Here is an 18,561-nt window from a genome sequence, read left to right as displayed (position 1 = left end):
AAGGGGTGCATGTCCGCGGCGGACGATCCCTGCCCGCCGCGTGACGGCCCGAGGACCGCGACCGGCACGACCGGCCTCCAGTGCGACGTCCGCCCACGCCCGGGCGGGCGTGGAGCCGGGTCGACGTGCGAGGACCGGTCGCGGTCCGCGACGGGCCACGACGGACGTGAGAGCATCGTTGCGCGCCACCCGGCGCGCCCACGCCGCCCGGCGCGCTCCTGCGGGAGCCGAGCGTCCCGACGCGCGTCGGATCGATCTCCACATCCGGGTTTGCGGCGGGGCGGCCCTTGGGGCAAGTTGCCGGCAGGGAGGCCACCCCCATGCCGACACTCGACCGCCGCTCGTTCCTGGGCGCCTGCGCCGGCGCAGCCGCGCTCGCCGGGCCCGCTCGCGCATGGGCACAGGGCTCCGGCGACATCGACATCGTGGTGATCGGCGCCGGCGCGGCCGGGATCTCGGCCGCGCGGCGGATCGCCGCGGCGGGGCGCCGTGTCGTGATCGTCGAGGCGAGCGATCGGATCGGTGGGCGCTGCAGCACCGACACCAAGATCTTCGGCGTGCCCATCGATCGCGGCGCCCACTGGCTCTGGGGCGCCGACTTCAACCCGGTGACCAAGCTGACGGCCGGAACCGGCCTCGACGTCTATGCGGCGCCGCCCGGCCAGCGGCTGCGCATTGGCCGCCGCTACGGCCGCGAGAGCGAGCTGGAGGATTTCCTGGCCGTCCTGGTGCGCACCAATCGCGCCATCGTCGAGGCGGCGCGCGGGAAAGCCGACGTCTCCTGTCTGCAGGCGCTGCCCAAGGACCTGCTGGACTGGCGCAGCACGGTCGATTTCGTGCTCGGCCCGCTGCCCTACGGCAAGGAGCTGCGCGAGCTCTCCGCCGTCGACGTGTCGAAGGCGATGGAGCGCGACACCCCCGCCTTCTGCCGGCAGGGCGCCGGTGCGCTGCTCGCCCGCCTCGCCGACGGCCTGACGGTGCGGTTGTCGACGCCGGCGACCCGGATCAACACCTGGGTGCGCGGCAAGGTCGAGGTCGAGACGCCGCGCGGCACCCTGGTCGCCCGCGCCGCGATCGTCACGGCCTCCACCAACGTGATGGCGGCCGGCAAGATCCGCTTCGACCCCGACCTGCCGAAGCGCCATGTCGACGCCTTCTCGCGTCTCGCGCTCGGCAGCCAGGACAACGTGTTCCTGGAGCTCGAGGGCGCGCCGCTCGGGCCGCAGCGCGACGACCTGATCTTCGAGAAGGCCGACAGCGCCGAGACAGCGGTCATGCTCGCCAACGTGTCGGGCACATCGCTGTGTATGGTGCAACTCGCCGGCAAGCTCGGCCGCGACCTGTCGGGCAAGGGCGAGGCCGCCATGGTCGACTGGTCGAAGGAGTGGCTCGCCAAGCTCTACGGTGCCGACATCAAGAAGGCGGTGCGCCGCACCCACGCGACCCGCTGGGCCCAGGACCTGTGGGTGCTCGGCGCCGCCTCGGCGGCGAGCGTCGGCGGCGCCGGCTCGCGCACCGCGCTCACCGAGCCGGTGCGCGACCGCGTGTGGTTCGCCGGCGAGGCCGTGCACGAGACCCAGTGGGGCACGGTCAACGGCGCCTGGCTGTCGGGCGAGCGGGCCGCCGAGGCGGCGATGCGGAAGTTCGGCTGGATCACCACGCCGCGCCCCGCGTCGGAGCCGCGGGAGGCGCCAAAGCGGCCGCGCCGTCAGCCCACCGCGCAGCCATCCCGTCCGGCCTCGCCGCCCGGCCTGAGCTGGCCGTTCTGAACGGGGCCGGGCTAGTAACATATGGTATAGCACCCGACTACCGGCGGTGTTAACAAAGCGTCAGTCTCCCCAAAGGTAGTATCTCCGAAAGGCCCGCTGAAGGCGGCTGTTCAGGGGGTGGGGGCGACGCAGATGCAAAGTGGGACTTCGGACTCGGCTCGCGGCCGGCCCGACGCCGGGGCGGCGATCGGCCATATCGTCTCGGTGCGGGGATCGCAGGCGACCGTGGGCCTGCACGAGCACGACAGCGCCGCGATGCGCGCCACCGTGGGCCGCTTCCTGATGATCGCGAGCGGCCCGGCCGTGCTGATCGGCGTCGTCACCGACGTGTCGCGGCTGACCCGCACCTATGTGCACGATCACGACGTGGTGGCGACCGCGCAGCTCGACCTGATGGGCGAGATCGCGCCCGACCCGCAGGGACGCCACTGCTTCCGCCGCGGCATCGACCGCTATCCCACCATCGGCGACGCGGTGTCGGCGATCGATCACGAGACGCTGCGGATCGTCTACGACCTCGACGCCGGCGTCACGATCGACATCGGCCACCTGCAGCAGGACCCGTCGATCCGCGCCTCGATCGACGTCGACGACATGCTGAGCAAGCACTTCGCCGTGCTCGGCTCGACCGGGGTCGGCAAATCGAGCGGCGTCGCGCTGATCCTGCAGGAGACGCTGGCGCGGCGGCCGGATCTGCGCGTCTTCCTGCTCGACGTCCACAACGAGTACGCCCGCTGCTTCCCGGATCACGCCCAGGTCCTCAATCCGCGGAACCTGAAGCTGCCGTTCTGGCTGTTCAACTTCGAGGAGATCGTCGACGTCTTCTTCGGCGCCCGTCCGGGCATCGACGAGGAGACCGAGATCCTCTCGGAGGTGATCCCGATCGCCAAGGTGAGCTACCTGCAGTACCGCGCCGGCGGCGGCGGCGACCGCCCGACCTTGAAGCGGCTCGATCCGCGCAGCGCCGGCTTCACGGCGGACACGCCGGTGCCGTATCGGCTCGCCGATCTGATCGCGCTGATCGACGAGCGCATGGGCAAGCTGGAGAACCGCAACTCGCGCATCGTCTATCACAAGCTGATCCAGCGCATCGAATCGGTCGCCAACGACCCGCGCTACGCCTTCATGTTCGAGAACGCCAATGTCGGCGGCGACACCATGGCGGACGTGATCTCGATGCTGTTCCGGCTGCCGCCGAACGGCCGGCCGATGACCATCATGCAGCTCGCCGGCTTCCCGGCCGAGGTGGTCGATTCGCTCGTCTCGGTGCTGTGCCGGATGGCGTTCGACTTCGGCCTGTGGAGCGACGGCGCCGTGCCGCTGCTGTTCGTCTGCGAGGAGGCGCACCGCTACGCCTCGGCCGACCGCTCGATCGGCTTCGGGCCGACCCGCAAGGCGGTGTCGCGCATCGCCAAGGAGGGCCGCAAGTACGGCGTGTTCCTCGCGCTGGTCACCCAGCGGCCGGCCGAGCTCGACCCGACCATCATCTCGCAGTGCTCGACCCTGTTCGCGATGCGCATGGCGAACGACCGCGACCAGGCGCTGCTGCGCTCGGCCGTCTCCGACGCCGCCGCCAACCTGCTCGGCTTCGTGCCGTCGCTCGGCACCCGCGAGGTGCTGGCCTTCGGCGAAGGCGTGGCGCTGCCGACCCGGCTGCGCTTCCGCGAGGTGCCGGCGCATCTGCTGCCGAAGAGCGAGGCGATCGGCAGCGTCCGGGTCGATCCCGCCGGCCGCTACGACCAGGCTTTCGTCGCCTCGGTGCTGGAGCGCTGGCGCGGCGCGACGCTGGCGAACTCCAGCGTGCGGCTCGACGAGCCGGGCGGCGCCGAGGACATGTCGTCGCTCGGCGCCGGCCACGGCCTCGATCCCGACCGCTTCAAGATCCTGAAGAAACCGCTGACGCCCGGTCCGGCGCCGGCCCCGGCCGCGAGCGTCCCGCCGCCGCGCCCGCCATTCGGCACCGGTGGCTGGCCGCGGTGACGAGGCCGCGCCGACCGCGACTTGGCCCTACGCACCCTTCGGGTCGCGCCAGAACAGCGCCACCACGGTCGCCATCGCGGTGATCACGGCGAGCACCATGGCGACCGTCGCGGGCCAGCCGCCATACGCCCAGGCCAGGCCGGGCAGCGAGGCGCCGGCGCTGCCGCCGACATAGAACACCGTCATGTAGAGCCCGACCGCCGAGGAGCGCCCCTCCTTGGCCGTCGCCGTGACGGCGCCGGTCGACACGCCCTGGCACATCATCCCGCAGGTGGCGCAGGTGGTCAGCCCGATCAGGATGCTCCACACGGAAGGCGTCAGCAGCAGGAGCGCGCCGATCCCCCACAGGATCAGCAGCCCGAGCACGAAGCGCCGGCGGCCGAACCGCGCCACCGCGCGGCCGATCGACGGCACGGTCGCCGAGCCGACCAGATAGGTGAGGAAGATCAGCCCGAGCATCGACGGCGAGAAGCCGTAGGGCGGGCCGGCGAGGTGGAAGTTCACGTAGGTGAACACGGCGATGAAGTTGAACAGCACGCCGAAGCCGACCGCGTAGAGCGGGATCAGGCGCGGATCGACGAGGTGGCGCATCATCTGGCGCAGCGACGCCTTCAGGCCTTCGGAGCGCACGAAGTGGCGCTCCTTGTCGAGCGCCAGGCCGAAGCCGACCGCGCACAGGAGGCTCAGCAGCGCCAGCGAGCCGATCGCCGGCCGCCAGCCGACCAGATCGGTGAGCACGCCCGGGATCAGCCGACCCGAGAAGCCGCCGAGGCTCGACCCCATCATGTAGATGCCGGCGACGCCCGGCACCTCGGCGGGCGGGAACTCGTCGCCCACATAGGCGAGCGCCGTGGCGAAGACCGGCGGCAGCGCGAGCCCCTGCACGAAGCGCCAGACCACGATCTCCTGCACGCTGCCCGACAGCGCCACCATCAGGGTCGGCAGCGCCACCAGCACCATCGCGACGACGATGACGCGCTTGCGCCCGAGCATGTCGGTGACGACGCCGGTGAACGGCGCGGTCAGCGCGATCGAGATCGTGCCGGCCGTCATCACGGCGCTGATCTCGGCCGCCGTGACCCGGAAGTCGTGGGCGAGCGCGGGCAGCAGGGCCTGGGGCGCGTAGAGGTTGAGGAAGGAGCAGAAGCCCGCGAGGGCGATGCCGACGCGGCGGGTGTCGAGGGTCATTTCCACTGTCGTCTCGTGACGGGGACGACGACTATAGCAAAGCCGGCCGACCGTGGTGTGTCACGGCGCCGAACCGCCCAGCGCGGCGCGCAGGGCCGCCATGGTGTCGGCCGGTGTTCCCGAGGCGTCGATCCGGGCCCAGCCATCCAGCCGGCCGAGCTCGTAGGTCTCCTGGTGCCGCGCGACCGCCGCGTCGGCGTCGGAGGCATCGCGGGCGCGGCCGTTCACCCGGGCTTCGCGCGTGGCGAGATCGGCCTCGAGGAACGCGCCGAAGAACCCGACTCTTGCCGTCGCCGCGACCGCCGCGATCGCATCCCGCTCCCCCTCGCGCGCGAAGACGGCGTCGGCGACGACGCTGTGGCCGGCGGCGAGCACACGCGCCGCCTCGGCCACGAGCGTCGCATAGACCCGCGCCGTCGCCTCCGGCGTGTACGCCTCCGCCGGGAGCGGGGTGTGCTCGTCGACCCCGGCGAGCGCCTTGCGCAGCACGTCCGTGCGCAGCACCACGGCGCCGGGCACTGGCAGGAGGTCGCGGGCGATCCGGCGCGCCGCCTGCGACTTGCCGGTCCCCGAAAGGCCGCCGACTGCGACCAGCACGGGCGGCGGCGGATCGATCAGGCCGCAGGCGAGGCGGAAGTATTTTTGCGCGGCCGCGTCGCGCGCGGCTGCGCGATCCGGCGGGGCCGGCTTCGCCGCCGTCACCTTGGCCCGGATCGCGGCGCGCAGCGACAGGAACAGCGGCAGCGCCGCGAGCGCGTCGAGGTCCGCCGGGCGCCCGGTCTCGGCGAGCCAGCGGTCGAGCACCCGGTTCGCCGCCCAGGGCAGGTCGCGCTCCCAAAAATCCATCAGCAGGAAGGCGAGGTCGTAGAGCACGTCGCCGGACGCGACCGTGTCGTCGAACTCGAGCGCGTCGAACGGCACCGGCCGGCCGTCGATCAGCGCGATGTTGCCGAGATGCAGGTCACCGTGCCCGCGCCGCACCAGCCCGGCGTGTCCGCGTGCCTCCAGCAGCGGCCGCAGCCGGTCGAGCGCCGCGCGCGAGCGCGCCGTCAGCGCCGCCGCGGCCGCGCGATCGAACAGGTCCGGCCGGGGCGCGAAGGCGTCGGCGTTCTGCTCGACATAGGCGCCGAGCGCCGCGATCCAGGGCGCCGCCGCCACGACCGGGGCGCGCGCATGCGCGGCCGCCACGATAGGGCCGAGCGGCTCGACGATCGCCGGCGTGATGGCGCCGGCATCGGCGAGACGGTCGAGCGTGCGGGTCTCGTCGAAGCGGCGCATCTTTACGGCCCATTCGACCGGCGTGCCGGGGCCGTCGAGCGCCAGCCGGCCGTCCGGCTCGCGCGTGATCGCCACCACGCCAGCGTAGAGCTCCGGCGCGAACGGCCGATTGGCGACCAGCTCGGCCGCGCAGGCGGCCCGGCGCTTCTCCAGGGTCGAGAAGTCGAGGAACGGGAACCTGACCGCCCGCTTGATCTTCAGCGCCCGGTCGCCGGCCAGGAAGACCGAGGCCGCATGGGTGTCGATCCGCACCGGCACGATGCCGCCGTGCGTCGCCGGATCGGCCAGGAAGGCCAGGACGTCGACTTGCGGATCGTCGCCTTGCGGGTCTTCGGCAGGTGGATCGTCGTTCACGGTTCTGTATCCGATCCAGATCAAAGGGCGTGCGCTCGGCCCGGTCCAGATTCATAGTACGTCATCCGGCGACGGCACGGTGTCGCCGGCCCTGGAGGATGCCCGGACGTTTCGTCTGGAGTGGTTTGTCACGAGAGGCCCGCCATGACCACGCTGCCGCACAGCTTCAAGCGCATCCGGCTGAACCTCGCCCGCTCGAAGGAGCATCCGCTCGGCTCGGCGCAGCACGGCTACGAGTTCGTCGCGCCGCTCTCGGCCGACGGCCACATCGATGTCGAGGCGTGGCGCAAGGAGCGCGAGCACTGCCGGGTCCGCCGCTTCTGGGGCGACGAGGAGGAGGTCGGCCGGCTGGTCCACAAGCCGGGCGGTCCGGAGCACGCCCGCTGGGTGTTCGACTACGACGACACGGCCGAGGAGGACGACGAGGCCGGCTACCGCTTCGGCGCCCACGCCTTCGTGCCCGGCGAGTACGTCTCGATCCGCGACGAGGACGGCGACATGCACACCTTTCAAGTCGTCACGGTGGAGCCGGCGACGTAGCGGGCGGATTTTTTAGAGCAGCAACGCCTCGTGTCCCGGGCGGAGCGCCTCGCGCGAGCGAGGCGCGTAGACCCGGGACCCAGGGGCCGCAATCTCAGAGCCACTCTCCAGACAAATCCCGCCAGCCCGGGTTGCTCTCTTCGATCAGCGCGAGCTTCCAGGCCCGGTGCCACCGCTTCAGCGTTCGTTCGCGCGCCCGCGCCTCCAGGATCGAGTCGAACGGCTCTGCATGGACTAGAATGTCGATGCCGTATCGTCGCGTGAACCCCGGCACGCGCTTCGCCTTGTGCTCGGCCACCCGGCGCATCAGATCGTTCGTCACGCCGACATAGAGCGTGCCGTTGCGCCGGCTCGCCAGGATGTAGACGAAGAACCGCTGCTCCATCGCAGCGCCTCTTGCCGTGGCCCCTGGGTCCCGGGTCTCCGCACGCCGAAGCGGCGTGCTCCGCCCGGGACACGAGGCATGTTTCCTGGCGGGAGCATACCACCAAACAACGGCGCCGTGTCCCGGGCGGAGCACCTCGCGCAGCGAGGTGCGCAGACCCGGGACCCAGGGGCCGCGCGGCACGGCCGCGATTCATCCATTTCCGACGAGCCATCGTTACGCTCGTTCCAGGAAGCGCCCTCACTTCGGCCTCTGGGTCCCGGGTCTCCGCAGCCCGCTGGCGCGGACTGCTCCGCCCGGGACACGCACCTCACAAGAAGCTCGTCGGGTCGATGTCGATCTCGCGTTTCAGGTCGCCCGTGGTCTTGGGGGCGAGGCCGAGCCAGTCGCGCATCCAGCCGGAGAGGTCGAAGGCGCGCGGCGACTTGATCAGCAGGCGGAAGCGGTGGCGACCGCGCAGGAGCGACACCGGCGCCTCGGCCGGCCCCAGCACCCGCACCCGCTCGTCGCGCGGCGCGATCGCGGCGAGTTTTCGCGCATGGGTCTCGACCGCGGCGCGGTCGGAGCCGGAGACGATCAGGCTGGCGAGCCGGCCGAACGGCGGGTAGTGCAGCCGCTCGCGGATGTCGATCTCGCTCGCATAGAAGGCCTCGCGGTCGCCGGCGATCAGGGCGCGCATCACCGGATGCTCGGGCTGGTGCGTCTGGATCAGGCCATAGCCCTGGCCCTCCTCGCGCCCGGCCCGTCCGGCCACTTGTGACAAGAGCTGAAAGGTCCGCTCCGCAGCGCGCGGATCGCCGTTGGAAAGGCCGAGATCGGCGTCGACGATGCCGACCAGGTTGAGCCGCGGAAAGTGATGCCCCTTGGCGACCAGCTGGGTGCCGATGATGATGTCGACCCGGCCCTCCTGAATCTCGGTCAGCTCCTCGCGCAGCTTCTCCACGCTCGTGAGCAGATCGCTCGACATGATCAGCACGCGCGCCTCGGGGAACAACGTGCCGACCTCCTCCTCCAGACGTTCCACGCCGGGGCCGCAGGCCGCGAAGCTGTCGACGGCCTCGCAGTTGGGGCAGGCCGGCGGATGCGGCGTGGAATAGCCGCAGTGGTGGCAGACGAGCTGGCGCTTGAAGCGATGATCGACCAGCCAGGCGTCGCATTGCGGGCAGGCGAAGCGATACCCGCAGGCCCGGCACAACGTGAGCGGCGCATAGCCGCGGCGGTTGAGGAACAACAGCGCCTGTTGCTTGCGCTCGATCGCGTCCTTCACGGCGCCGGCGAGGCGTGGCGCGATCCAGCGGCCGCGCGGTGGCCCCTCGCGCGACAGGTCGATCGCCTCGACATGCGGCAGCGCCTGGCCGCCGAAGCGCTGCGGCAGCGACAGGCGCCGGTACCGCCCCTTTCGCGCGTTCACCTCCGTCTCGACCGACGGCGTCGCGGAGGCCAGCACGATCGGCAGGGCGCCGATGCGGGCCCGCACCACCGCCATGTCGCGGGCGTGATAACGAACGCCGTCCTCCTGCTTGTAGGCGGGGTCGTGCTCCTCGTCGACGATGATCAGGCCGAGATCGGCGAACGGCAGGAACAGCGCCGAGCGGGCGCCGGCGACGACCTGCACGTCGCCCTCGGCGACGCCCTGCCAGGTGCGGGCGCGCTTTCGCGGCGTGATCTCCGAATGCCACTCGGCCGGCCGAACGCCGAAGCGCGCGGAAAAACGGTCGAGCGACTGCGCGGTGAGCGCGATCTCGGGCATCAGGATCAACACCTGGCGGCCGCCGCGGATCGCCTCGGCGACGCCCTCGAAATACACCTCGGTCTTGCCCGAGCCGGTGACGCCGTCGAGCAGGAAGGTCGCAAACGCTTTCGCTCGCACCGCGTCGCGCAGCGTCGCGGCGGCGGCCGCCTGTTCGGGCGAGAGATCCGGCGGCGCGAAGTCCGCGTCGGGCGGGCGGGCGATCGGCTCCGGCGGCAGCACCACGGTCTCGAGCGTGCCCTCGTCGATCAGCCCGTCGATGACGCCGGGCGACACGCCGGCTTCCTTCGCGGCCTCGCCCTTGCCGCGCACCAGCCCGTCGGCGAGCGCGCGCAGCACGCGGGCGCGCGCCGCCGTCATGCGCGGCGGCGGCGAGCCGGCGAGCCGCACGCCGAGACGCTCGCGTTCCGGGCCGAGCCCGTCCCCCATCCGCAGCGCCATGCGCAAGACCATGCCGCGCGGCGCGAGCGTGTAGTGCGACACCCAGTCGACCAGCTTGCGCATCTCGTCGCGCAGCGGCGGCAGGTCGAGCTTGTCGGCGATCGCCTTGATGCGGTTGTCGAGCCGCGGATCCGGGTTCGGGTTGTCGCCCCACACGACGCCCGTGCAGGCGCGGGTGCCGAGCGGCACCGTCACGAGGTCGCCGGGCGCCACGGCGAGATCGCCGGCCGCGTAGGAGTAGGGCTGGTCGAGCGCGAGCGGCAGCAGCACGTCGACGATGCGTCGGGCCATGCCTGCGGGGTCCCGGGCGTTGACGAAGGGTGAAGGATCGGCCCCGATTATACGGGACGTGTCAAGGCGAACCCTGAGTCGCGGAGGCAGGCATGGTCCGCAAGGCGGCCCCCGGGCCGGAGCAGAAGACTCCTGCGATCGACCTTCCCTTCGCGGCGGCCGAGGTGTCGGCCGCGATGACGCGCTGGCTCGTCCATGTCGGGGCCGAGCGTCGGATGTCGGCGAAGACCGTCGAGGCCTATGCGCGCGACGTGCGGCAGGTGTTGGGCTTCCTGTGCGAGCATCTGGGCAGCCGGATCACCCTGAAGGCGCTCGGCGCCCTGACCACGGCGGACCTGCGGGCCTTCATGGCGTCGCGGCGCGGCGACGGCATCTCCGGCCGGTCGCTGATGCGGACGCTCGCCGGCATGCGCTCCTTCGCCCGCTATCTGGCGCGCGAAGGCCTCGCCGAGATCGGCGCCCTCTCCGCGGTGCGGGCCCCCAAGGTCCCGAAGACATTGCCAAAACCGCTGCCGGTCGGCTCGGCCAAGCGGATCGCCGACGTCGATCTGCGCGCCGGCGAGGACCGCGAGGCGTGGGTCCTGGCCCGCGACGCCGCCGTGCTGGCGCTGCTCTACGGCTCGGGCTTGCGCATCTCCGAGGCGCTCGGCCTGAAGCGGCGCGACGTCCCGGCGCCCGGCGCCGGCGACGTCATCGTGGTCACCGGCAAGGGCAACAAGCGCCGCATGGTGCCGGTGCTGCGCAGTGTCCTGCAGGCGATCGCCGACTACGTGGCGCTGTGTCCCTACGCCCTGCCGGACGGCGGGCCGCTGTTCGTCGGGGCGAAGGGCGGGCCTTTGTCGCCGCGCATCATCCAATTGACCATGGAGCGGCTGCGCGGCGCGCTCGGCCTGCCCGACAGCGCCACGCCGCACGCGCTGCGGCACTCCTTCGCGACGCATCTCCTGATGCGCGGCGGCGACCTTCGCGCCATCCAGGAGCTCCTGGGCCACGCCTCGCTGTCGACCACCCAGATCTACACCGGCATCGACAGCGAGCGGCTGCTGGAGGTCTACCGCGCCGCCCATCCGCGCGGGTAGGGCGAGCCCCGGCCCGGCGGGAGGCCGGGCCTCACGAGGCCAAGGTCACGGCTGCGGGCCGTCGTAGCCCTCGACGATGACGAGATCGCCGATCGAGGCCGCGGTGCGCAGCGCTATCGCGGCCTGATACTCGGGCGAGCGATAGCAGGCGAGCGCCGTCTCGTAGTCGGGAAACTCGATCACCACCTGGCGGCTGCGCGCCGTGCCCTCGGGCGCCTCGAAGCGGCCGGCCCGCACCAGGAACTTGGCGCCGTATTTCGAGAAGGCGGCGGCGTTGGCCGCCACATAGGCCTTGTAGGCCTCGGCGTCCTTCACGTCGACGCGGCCGATCCAATACGCCTTGGGCATCGTTTCACCTGTCCGTCTGTCGAAGTTCTCGCCCCGTTGCTCCGCCGCAGGAGAGACCTCGTGTCCCGGGCGCGGCGCATCGCGCCGCGAACTGGGACCCAGGGCGACCGGACGAGGCGCTTACCCCAGCGGGTCCTTTACATCGACGCCCCTGGGCCCCGGCTCTGCGGCGCCTCGGGCCTCCGGCCCGACGCGCCTTGTCCGGGGCACGCAGCAGAGCAACTCACACCTGCTCGTTCACGGCGGCCTCGATCTCGGCCACGATGGCGTCGGCGGCGGCGCGGGGATTCGGTGCGGCGACGATCGGCCGGCCGACCACGAGATAGTCGGCGCCGGCGAGAATCGCGTCGCGCGGCGTCTTCACCCGCTTCTGGTCGCCGACCTCGGCGCCGCTCGGGCGGATGCCGGGCGTCACCAGCGCCATGCCGTGGCCGATCTTCGGGCGCAGCATCGCGGCCTCCTCGGCCGAGCAGACGAGCCCGTCGATGCCGATATCGTGCGCCTGGGCGGCGCGCTCGGCGACCAGCTCGGGGACCGTGAAGTCGTAGCCGGCGGCGGCGAGATCGGCGTCGTCGTAGGAGGTCAGCACCGTCACGGCGAGGATGCGCAGGTTGGAGTCGCCGCGGCCCTGGACGGCGGCCTTCATGGTCTGCGGATAGGCGTGCACGGTGAGGAAGGTCGCGCCCATGCGGGCGATGCTCTCGACGCCCTTCTCCACCGTGTTGCCGATGTCGTGCAGCTTCAGGTCGACGAAGACGCGCCGTCCCGAGAAGATCAGCTTCTGGGCGAGCGCGAGCCCGCCCGCGAAGGCGAGCTGATAGCCGATCTTGTAGAACGTGACGCCCTCGCCGAGCCGGTCGATCACGGCCTCGGCGGCATCGACGCTCGGCAAGTCGAGGGCGACGATCAGTCGATCGCGCGGATGTTCCACGGCAGTTCCCCCTCCGCTTCAGCGAACTTCGAGGTAGGTTCGGATCCCGGAGCCGTCATGCCCGGCCTTGTGCCGGGCATCCACGACGCGACCGGAGGTCGCGCAAGGACGTGGATGGCCGGGACGAGCCCGGCCATGACGACGAACGAAGTCGGCGCGCAGAAATTGGTCCGCGCAGATGCCGGAGGCAAGACTAAATCGTCTGTTGGAAAGGTCGGAAGCGGAGTGGAAGCACCCCGCTCATCCCCGGCGGTAGACGAACACGCGGGCGGGGGGCAGGTTCAGCCAGATGCGCTCGGACGCCTCGGTGCGCACGCGGGCGAGCGAGCGCGGGATCGGCGACACCACCGAATAGGTGAACTGGATGAACGGTCCGCCGGGCTGCAGCAGCCCGAACGCCTCGTTGAGAAGGCGCAGCCGGGCGCGCAGCGGCTTGGTCATCAGCGGCAGCCCGGAGACGACGGCCGACACCTCGCCGCGCAGAAAATCGCCGAACAGGCCGCGCAGCCGGTAGGCGTCGCCCTGGATGACGGTCGCGGCCGGATAGCGGGCGCGCAGCAGGCGGCAGAAGTTGGAGTTGAACTCGACCAGCACGAGGCGGGATTCGTCGACCCCGTGCTCGACCAGCGCCTCGGTGATGGCGCCGGTGCCGGGGCCGAGCTCGACGACCTTGCCGGTGCCGTGCGGGTCGACATAGCTCGCCATGGCGCGCGCCAGCGGCTTGCTCGACGGCATCACGGCGCCGATCGCCAGCGGCCTCTCGATCCACGACCGGAGAAACCTCACATCGTCGTCGATGCGAAGGCCCTTCCTGGCAGTGCCCACAGCAGTCTGAAGCGGCGGCATCTCGTACAACGTGGCTGCGACGCGGCAATGTGCACGGTCACGGAACTGTCACGGGTAACGGCCTAGCGCCTCCGGGTCAACCCCGTTCGCGGGCCGCGGTGCCATAACGGCGCGGCCCACCGGCGCCCCCGGAGAACGGCGGCGTCACGCCTTGTTGCCGAAGAACTCCTTGACCTTGCCGAAGAAGCCCGACGATTCCGGATGCGTCGCCGTGGACGACAGCTTCTCGAACTCGGCGAGCAGCTCGCGCTGGCGCTTGGTGAGGTTCTGCGGGGTCTCGACCACCACCTGGACGTACATGTCGCCCAACTGCTTCGAGCGCAGCACCGGCATGCCCTTGCTGGACAGGCGGAAGCGCCGGCCCGACTGGGTGCCGTCCGGGACCTTCACCCGGGTCTTGCCGCCGTCGATGGTCGGCACCTCGAACTCGCCGCCGAGCGCCGCTGTCACCATCGAGATCGGCACCCGACAGTGCAGGTCGGCGCCGTCGCGCTGGAAGAAGGCGTGCGGCGTGATCGACAGGAAGATGTAGAGGTCGCCGGCCGGGCCGCCGCGCACGCCCGCCTCGCCCTCGCCGGCGAGCCGGATGCGGGTGCCGTCCTCGACGCCGGGCGGGATGTTGACCGACAGGGTCCGCTCGCGGGTGACGCGGCCGGCGCCGGCGCAGGCCGGGCAGGGATCGTCGATCACCTGGCCGCGGCCGTGGCACGCCGGGCAGGTCCGCTCGAGCGTGAAGAATCCTTGCGCGTGCCGGATCTTGCCGTGGCCGCCGCAGGTCGCGCAGGCCTTCGGCTTGGTGCCGGCCTTGGCGCCGGTGCCGGAGCACACCTCGCAGGTCACCGAGGTCGGGATGCGGACCGGGGCGACCTTGCCGTGGAAGCTCTCCTCCAGCGTGATCTCCATGTTGTAGCGGAGATCGGCGCCGCGCTCGCGCCCCGAGCCGCGGGCGCGCCCGCGCATGCCGAAGAAGTCGTCGAAGATGTCGGCGAACGTGGAGGCGAAGTCGGCGCCGAAGCCGGGGCCGCCGGCGCCCTGCTCGAAGGCGGCGTGGCCGAAGCGGTCGTAGGCGGCGCGCTTGTCGCCGTCCTTGAGCACCTCGTAGGCCTCGTTGACCTCCTTGAACTTCATCTCGCACTCGCCGTCACCCGGGTTGCGGTCCGGGTGGTACTTCATGGCGAGCTTGCGATAGGCGGTCTTGAGCTCGACCTCGGTGACGGTGCGCTGGACGCCGAGCACCTCGTAATAGTCGCGCTTGGACATTCAGCCGGTCCCCCACGCACCGAAAACCCTCCGCCCCCGGGCCGGGCGAGCCGGTCCGGGGGCGAGAGGGGCAAACAAACTCACGCGCTCTTCTTGTTCTTCTTGTCGTCGTCGACCTCGGTGAACTCCGCGTCGACCACGTCTTCCTTCTTGGCGCCGCCCGCAGCCGCGCCGGCGTCGGGGCCGCCGTCGCCTTCGGACTGCTTGTACATGGCCTCGCCGAGCTTCATCGAGGCCTGCGCCAGCGTATTGGTCTTGGTGCGGATCGCCTCGGCGTCGTCACCCTTGAGCGCCTCGCGCAGATCGGAGAGCGCGTCCTCGATCGCCCGGCGCTCGTTCTCGCCGACCTTCGAGCCGTGCTCGGCGAGCGCCTTCTCGGTCGAGTGGACCAGGGCCTCGCCGTGGTTCTTGGCCTCGACGGCGGCCTTGCGCTTCTTGTCGTCCTCCGAATGCGCCTCGGCGTCCTTCACCATGCGCTCGATGTCGCCCTGCGACAGGCCACCGGACGCCTGGATGCGGATCTGCTGCTCCTTCGACGTCGCCTTGTCCTTCGCCGAGACGTTGACGATGCCGTTGGCGTCGATGTCGAACGACACCTCGATCTGCGGCACGCCGCGCGGCGCCGGCGGGATGCCCATCAGGTCGAACTGGCCGAGCAGCTTGTTGTCGGCCGCCATCTCGCGCTCGCCCTGGAAGACCCGGATGGTGACGGCGTTCTGGTTGTCCTCGGCGGTCGAGAACACCTGGCTCTTCTTGGTCGGGATCGTGGTGTTGCGGTCGATGATGCGGGTGAACACGCCGCCCAGCGTCTCGATGCCGAGCGACAGCGGGGTCACGTCGAGCAGCAGCACGTCCTTGACGTCGCCCTGCAGCACGCCGGCCTGCACCGAGGCGCCGATCGCCACCACCTCGTCCGGGTTGACGCCCTTGTGGGGCTCACGGCCGAAGAACTGGCGGACCACCTCCTGCACCTTCGGCATGCGGGTCATGCCGCCGACCAGCACCACCTCGTTGATCTCGCCCGCCGACAGGCCCGCGTCCTTGAGCGCCAGCCGGCACGGCTCGACGGTCTTCTGGATCAGGTCGTCGACCAGCGCCTCGAATTTCGCGCGGGTGAGCTTGAGGGTCAGGTGCTTCGGGCCGGTGGCGTCGGCCGTGATGTAGGGGAGGTTGATCTCGGTCTGGGCGGTGGAGGAGAGCTCGATCTTGGCGGCCTCGGCGGCCTCCTTCAGGCGCTGCAGCGCGAGCTTGTCGCGGCGCAGGTCGATGCCCTGCTCCTTCTGAAACTCGTCGGCCAGGTAGTTGACCAGCCGCATGTCGAAGTCTTCGCCGCCCAGGAAGGTGTCGCCGTTGGTCGACTTCACCTCGAAGACGCCGTCGCCGATCTCCAGGATCGAGATGTCGAAGGTGCCGCCGCCGAGGTCGTAGACCGCGATGGTGCCCTGCTTCTGCTTGTCGAGGCCGTAGGCGAGCGCCGCCGCGGTCGGCTCGTTGATGATGCGCAGCACCTCGAGGCCGGCGATGCGGCCGGCGTCCTTGGTGGCCTGGCGCTGGGCGTCGTTGAAGTAGGCCGGGACCGTGATGACCGCCTGGGTCACCTTCTGGCCGAGATACGACTCGGCCGTCTCCTTCATCTTCTGCAGCGTGAAGGCCGAGATCTGCGAGGGCGAGTAGGTCTTGCCGTCCGCCTCGACCCAGGCGTCGCCGTTCGAGGCGCGCACGATCTTGTAGGGGACGAGCTTCTTGTCCTTCTCCACCATCGGGTCGTCGTAGCGGCGACCGATGAGGCGCTTCACGGCGAAGAAGGTGCGCTCCGGATTGGTGACCGCCTGGCGCTTGGCCGGCTGGCCGACGAGGCGCTCGCCGTCGTCCGTGAACGCGACGATCGACGGCGTGGTGTTCTTGCCTTCCGAGTTCTCGATGACCTTCGGCGTCTTGCCTTCCATGACGGCGACGCAAGAGTTGGTCGTGCCGAGGTCGATGCCGATGACCTTGCCCATTGATTCTGTCCTTTCTTCGCAGCAGGCCGGCCGAGCCTGAACAGCACCCGGAAGCGTCCGCAGGCCTCGTGCCTGCACTGATGCCTTGGGTCCGGCCCCTTTAAAACAACGGCAACCGCCCCTGCGGGCGGGTTCGAAAGGTCATATAGGAGGGCGCTCATAGGCCGCAAGGCGGACCTTCTGCAAATCCCCCTCCGCCGCGCCGGCCGGCCGCGCGGTTGCCGGTGAGCCGGCCCGCAATCGCGCTCCGTGACGGGCGATCGTTCAGCGGGTGCGGTCGACCGCGTAGATCGTCAGCGGCTCGTCGGCGCTGCCCGCGACCGGGCGGAGCCAGGCCGGCACGTCGCCGGCGGCGAGGCGTCCGGCGAGGCTGGTCTCCAGTGCGGTCCCGTCGATACCCCACGGCCGCACCGGCCCGCAGGTGACGACGTAGTCGCCGCGGTGGGCGAGGATCTCGTCGCGAGCGGCGTTCGGGGGCAGGGCGAAGGCCCGGTGGCTCGCCAGGATCCCGTCGGCCAGCCGGTGATAGGGGGCGCCCAGCACGGCATGCGGCGTCAGCGCCAGGACGAACGCCCCGTGGTCGATGCCGGTGACGACGACCCCGGGCGGCAGGGCGGCGAGCCGGGCGTAGCTCGCGTTGTCGAAGCAGCCGCGCCCGAGCCGGCGGTCCTCGGCCGGCGGCGCTCCGCCGAACACCTGCACGGCGACCAAAGCGAGGGCCGACAGGGCGAGCGGCGACAGCAGCACGGCGGGCACGACCCGAGCGGCGGGCGAGGTCAGCCGCAGCCCCGTCACGAGCCCCGCGCAGGCCGTCGCCATCAGTGGAATCGCCAGCCAGTACGCATAGTTGAGGCTCTTGATGGCGACCATGCCGATGGCCGTCACGGCGACCGCCGCGACCGCGACGGCGACGAAGCCGGGATCGCGCCGCAGCGTCCGGTCAAAGGCGAGCGGCACGATCGCCAGCACGGCGGCGAGCGGGAACGCGATCAGGGTGGCGCCGACCGCCGGCGTCGTCCGCAGCGTCGAAAGGATCGGCTGCATCTCGGCCACCTGTGCCATCCAGGGCCGCAGCGCCGGGTCCATCATGGCGAAGGGGCCGCGCAGGCAGCGCGGCTCGATCCCGAGGAACAGGGCGGCGGCGACCGCCGCCACGGCGGCCACGGCCGCGAGACGCCGACCGGCCGACGACCCGCCGGCACCCCACCCCGCGACCACGGCGAGGCCGAGGCCGGCGACCACGACGGGCGCCGCCCAGTTGATCGCGATGGCGTCGCAGACCGCGACGCCCCACCGGGCCGGCGCGACGCCGGTGAGGAACGCCGCGGCCGTCGCGGCGGCGAGGGCGAGGGCGAAGCACCGCTGGGCCGCGGCGCCGTCGCGGTCGCGCAGGAATCCGGCGACCGGCACGGCGGCGGCGACGACCAGCACGGGCAGCGATTCGAGCCCGACCGCGAGCGCGAGCCCGATCAGGCCGCCGGCCAGCGCGGCGGCCGCCCGGCTGCGGTCCGACCACACGGCCGCCGCCAGCGCCGCGAGCGACAGGGCGATCTGGACGTTGTGGTGGTCGATGCGGCCAAGGTGGAATTGCGAGTAGAGCGGCAGCCCGGCGATCACCAGGACGAGGGCGGCGAGCGCCGCCTCGCGGCCGGCGATCCGCCAGGCCATGGCGGCGACGGCCGCGATGGCGGGGAGCAGCCACAGGAGCGGCCAGACGGTCCGCATCAGCCGCTCGGCGAGCGGCGCCGAGACGACCGTGGCGAAGGCGAGATGGAGGCCGGCGAGCCCGGCATCGATCAGCCGCGACCAGTGCGAGTCGTAGCCGGCCGGGGGCGACAGCCGCGACTCGTGCAGGTCGAACCAGCCCTGGCCGGCCAGGAACGCCCGCACCTGGACGAGCCGCATGGCGTCGTCGGTGTCGCCGAGCGTCCGGCCGGTGGCGGCCCAATCGGCGTAGAGGAGCTGGGCGACCACGGCGGCCCAGGCGAGCCCGAGCAGCAGGGCCGGCCCGGCGAGATCCGCGAGCCGGCCCGGTCCCTCGTCTCGGCGCGTCATCACGTTGTCCCGTCCCCCCGACGCCGGATCGTCGCGGCGACCATAGCGACCGCAGGTTAAGGGCCG

At 71.5% G+C, this 18,561-nt stretch carries 14 protein-coding genes; 4 read left to right on the top strand and 10 right to left on the bottom strand.

The genetic code is table 11. The annotated features are described in order from the left end of the window. Positions 1–320: 320 nt before the first annotated feature. Both ABTU92_RS22410 and ABTU92_RS22405 read left to right on the top strand, forming a co-directional pair. Positions 321–1,769 carry a flavin monoamine oxidase family protein gene (locus ABTU92_RS22410; RefSeq protein ID WP_408093839.1) on the top strand — a complete coding sequence of 483 codons (1,449 nt, stop codon included), beginning with the start codon at positions 321–323 and terminating at the stop codon, positions 1,767–1,769. Between the two features lie 132 nt (positions 1,770–1,901). Further along, on the top strand, positions 1,902–3,749 hold the full coding sequence (locus ABTU92_RS22405; protein ID WP_408093838.1) for an ATP-binding protein: 1,848 nt from the start codon (positions 1,902–1,904) through the stop codon (positions 3,747–3,749). Between the two features lie 27 nt (positions 3,750–3,776). On the opposite strand, the gene ABTU92_RS22400 is transcribed toward ABTU92_RS22405, so the two are convergent. Further along, the gene (locus tag ABTU92_RS22400; protein WP_408093837.1) at positions 3,777–4,937 is read right to left on the bottom strand and encodes an MFS transporter; all 1,161 of its coding nucleotides are present in this window, start codon (positions 4,935–4,937) and stop codon (positions 3,777–3,779) included. 60 nt (positions 4,938–4,997) lie between these two features. Beyond that, positions 4,998–6,569 (bottom strand): AAA family ATPase, encoded by a 1,572-nt coding sequence (locus ABTU92_RS22395; protein WP_408093836.1) that lies wholly within the window; start codon positions 6,567–6,569, stop codon positions 4,998–5,000. Positions 6,570–6,713: 144 nt separating this feature from the next. On the opposite strand from ABTU92_RS22395, the gene ABTU92_RS22390 reads away from it, so the two are divergent. Further along, positions 6,714–7,109, top strand: coding sequence for a hypothetical protein (locus ABTU92_RS22390; protein ID WP_408093835.1), 396 nt, complete (start codon positions 6,714–6,716; stop codon positions 7,107–7,109). A 94-nt stretch (positions 7,110–7,203) separates the two neighbouring features. Here the strand turns inward: ABTU92_RS22390 and ABTU92_RS22385 are convergent, their stop codons facing one another. Together ABTU92_RS22385 and ABTU92_RS22380 are read right to left on the bottom strand one after the other, a co-directional pair. Then, complete coding sequence (locus tag ABTU92_RS22385; protein WP_408093834.1) at positions 7,204–7,494, bottom strand: GIY-YIG nuclease family protein; 291 nt, start codon at positions 7,492–7,494, stop codon at positions 7,204–7,206. Between the two features lie 310 nt (positions 7,495–7,804). Then, entirely contained in the window at positions 7,805–9,976 is a 2,172-nt protein-coding gene (locus tag ABTU92_RS22380; RefSeq protein WP_408093833.1) for a primosomal protein N', read from the bottom strand. A 92-nt stretch (positions 9,977–10,068) separates the two neighbouring features. Here ABTU92_RS22380 and ABTU92_RS22375 point away from each other — a divergent pair, with 92 nt between their 5' ends. Then, positions 10,069–11,055 carry a tyrosine recombinase XerC gene (locus ABTU92_RS22375; protein ID WP_408093832.1) on the top strand — a complete coding sequence of 329 codons (987 nt, stop codon included), beginning with the start codon at positions 10,069–10,071 and terminating at the stop codon, positions 11,053–11,055. A gap of 45 nt (positions 11,056–11,100) precedes the next feature. Here the strand turns inward: ABTU92_RS22375 and ABTU92_RS22370 are convergent, their stop codons facing one another. From ABTU92_RS22370 to ABTU92_RS22345, 6 genes are all read right to left on the bottom strand, one after another. Further along, the gene (locus ABTU92_RS22370) at positions 11,101–11,403 is read right to left on the bottom strand and encodes a DUF1330 domain-containing protein (protein WP_408093831.1); all 303 of its coding nucleotides are present in this window, start codon (positions 11,401–11,403) and stop codon (positions 11,101–11,103) included. A 223-nt stretch (positions 11,404–11,626) separates the two neighbouring features. Further along, positions 11,627–12,334, bottom strand: a complete 708-nt coding sequence (gene pyrF / locus ABTU92_RS22365; protein WP_408093830.1) for an orotidine-5'-phosphate decarboxylase — start codon at positions 12,332–12,334, stop codon at positions 11,627–11,629. 240 nt (positions 12,335–12,574) lie between these two features. After that, positions 12,575–13,180, bottom strand: a complete 606-nt coding sequence (locus tag ABTU92_RS22360; protein ID WP_408093829.1) for a class I SAM-dependent methyltransferase — start codon at positions 13,178–13,180, stop codon at positions 12,575–12,577. Positions 13,181–13,324: 144 nt separating this feature from the next. Continuing rightward, the gene (gene dnaJ, locus ABTU92_RS22355; RefSeq protein WP_408093828.1) at positions 13,325–14,440 is read right to left on the bottom strand and encodes a molecular chaperone DnaJ; all 1,116 of its coding nucleotides are present in this window, start codon (positions 14,438–14,440) and stop codon (positions 13,325–13,327) included. An 80-nt stretch (positions 14,441–14,520) separates the two neighbouring features. Beyond that, positions 14,521–16,440 carry a molecular chaperone DnaK gene (dnaK, locus tag ABTU92_RS22350; protein WP_408093827.1) on the bottom strand — a complete coding sequence of 640 codons (1,920 nt, stop codon included), beginning with the start codon at positions 16,438–16,440 and terminating at the stop codon, positions 14,521–14,523. 264 nt (positions 16,441–16,704) lie between these two features. Next, positions 16,705–18,495: a hypothetical protein gene (locus tag ABTU92_RS22345; RefSeq protein ID WP_408093826.1), complete on the bottom strand. Its 1,791-nt coding sequence runs from the start codon at positions 18,493–18,495 to the stop codon at positions 16,705–16,707. Positions 18,496–18,561: the final 66 nt, after the last annotated feature.

Source organism: Rhodoplanes sp. SY1, assembly GCF_046000175.1.
In the GTDB taxonomy this organism is placed as follows: domain Bacteria; phylum Pseudomonadota; class Alphaproteobacteria; order Rhizobiales; family Xanthobacteraceae; genus Rhodoplanes.
The sequence above is the reverse complement of the archived record's forward strand: the minus strand, read 5'-3'. Positions and strand labels throughout refer to the sequence as shown.